Here is a 1,292-nt window from a genome sequence, read left to right on the forward strand (position 1 = left end):
TTACAGCGATTCAACACAGCCCGACAAGCGGTTACCCGATTGCTGGACCGGGTAGCAGAGACGGAGGAATTCTTTCGAGCTGGCATCGTTGCCATCGATATTACCGAATCTGACCCGTTCACTGGCGACCGTGCGGGTCACGAAGACGAGATCATCGGCACGAAAGAGAAGACCGACGAATACGCCTATCAGTGGGCGACGGTGCAGTTGGTCGGGAATGCCGTCCCAATCGTCTTAGATGCGCGCCCAGTCCGGAAAGGCGACACACGCAAGGAAATCGTCGAGGACCTCTTGGATTCGGCAGAGGCGACTGTTCATGTCGATAACGTGCTGATGGACCGGGAGTTCGACAGTCAGCACATTTTGGAGATGTTGAGTCAATGCGGGCTGTCCTACGTCGTGCCGAAGCGGATGCAGACCAGCGAAAAAGCGCAGGCGAAACGACTTCTCAAGCGTAACAAGGACCGGTACGAGACAGATCGGAAACTGCATCTCGGCGACAACGAGTGGCACTCGACGACGCTAATCTACCGACGGAAAGAGAACTCCGAGCACACCGATCATCGGCAGTACTCTGTGTTCATGACAAATCGGAAGAGTGGCCTTCTCTCAGAGTACGGCTACCGGTGGGAGATCGAGAGCGGGTACAAGTCGATCAAGCGGTTCATGGCCGCCACAACGTCGAAGCACTTCGGCCTGCGGTTCTTCTACTTTGCGTTCGCGTGTCTCCTGTACTCGATCTGGCGAGTGGTTGATTTGCTCGTGCAGGTACAGTTGACCGGTGAATACGAACACTCGCCCATTGTGACAGCCGATAATACGCTAACCCTGGTGAAGAAGGAAACCGGAATCGGATAGTAGCGGTAATCACCCCGTGGTAGCCCGACTCTGAGTGGCTACACTATCCGAGGTCTCGGAAATCCTCTAAATTAGTCGATTGGAGAACAAGAACGGTCGTTCAGAAAGCGATCTGACGCCGATTTTGCTCTCCGATTCGGCCGAAACCATGCATTACAGGCCGGCTATACCCACTGTAGTCTCAACTTCAGCACGTCGCGGTTTTGGTATAGCGGTATATGATTTATACCGTTGGACAAAACCGAATTTCGGGGGATAGAACCCTTCTATCATAGGAAAAATGGTTATGAGACTTCTGTCACCGGTGGTCCTGATTATGCCCGTAATCACGACCACTTTGAAGTACCCCGCCGCCGTCGGTGAAGCACGAATGGTGCAACCGCCTCACGACGGCGCTTCTCCCGGGGTAGAACCGCCAATAACGGGGTTCGAGA

General features: G+C 54.1%; 1 protein-coding gene. It reads left to right on the top strand.

The window, feature by feature from the left end:
• Positions 1-858, top strand: an 858-nt coding sequence (locus ACP96_RS17035; RefSeq protein ID WP_154020517.1) for a transposase, incomplete at its 5' end; no start/stop codon positions are given.
• Between the last annotated feature and the right edge of the window lie 434 nt (positions 859-1,292).

The sequence above is a fragment of the Halorubrum halophilum genome (assembly GCF_000739595.1).
Classification (GTDB): Archaea; Halobacteriota; Halobacteria; order Halobacteriales; family Haloferacaceae; genus Halorubrum; species Halorubrum halophilum.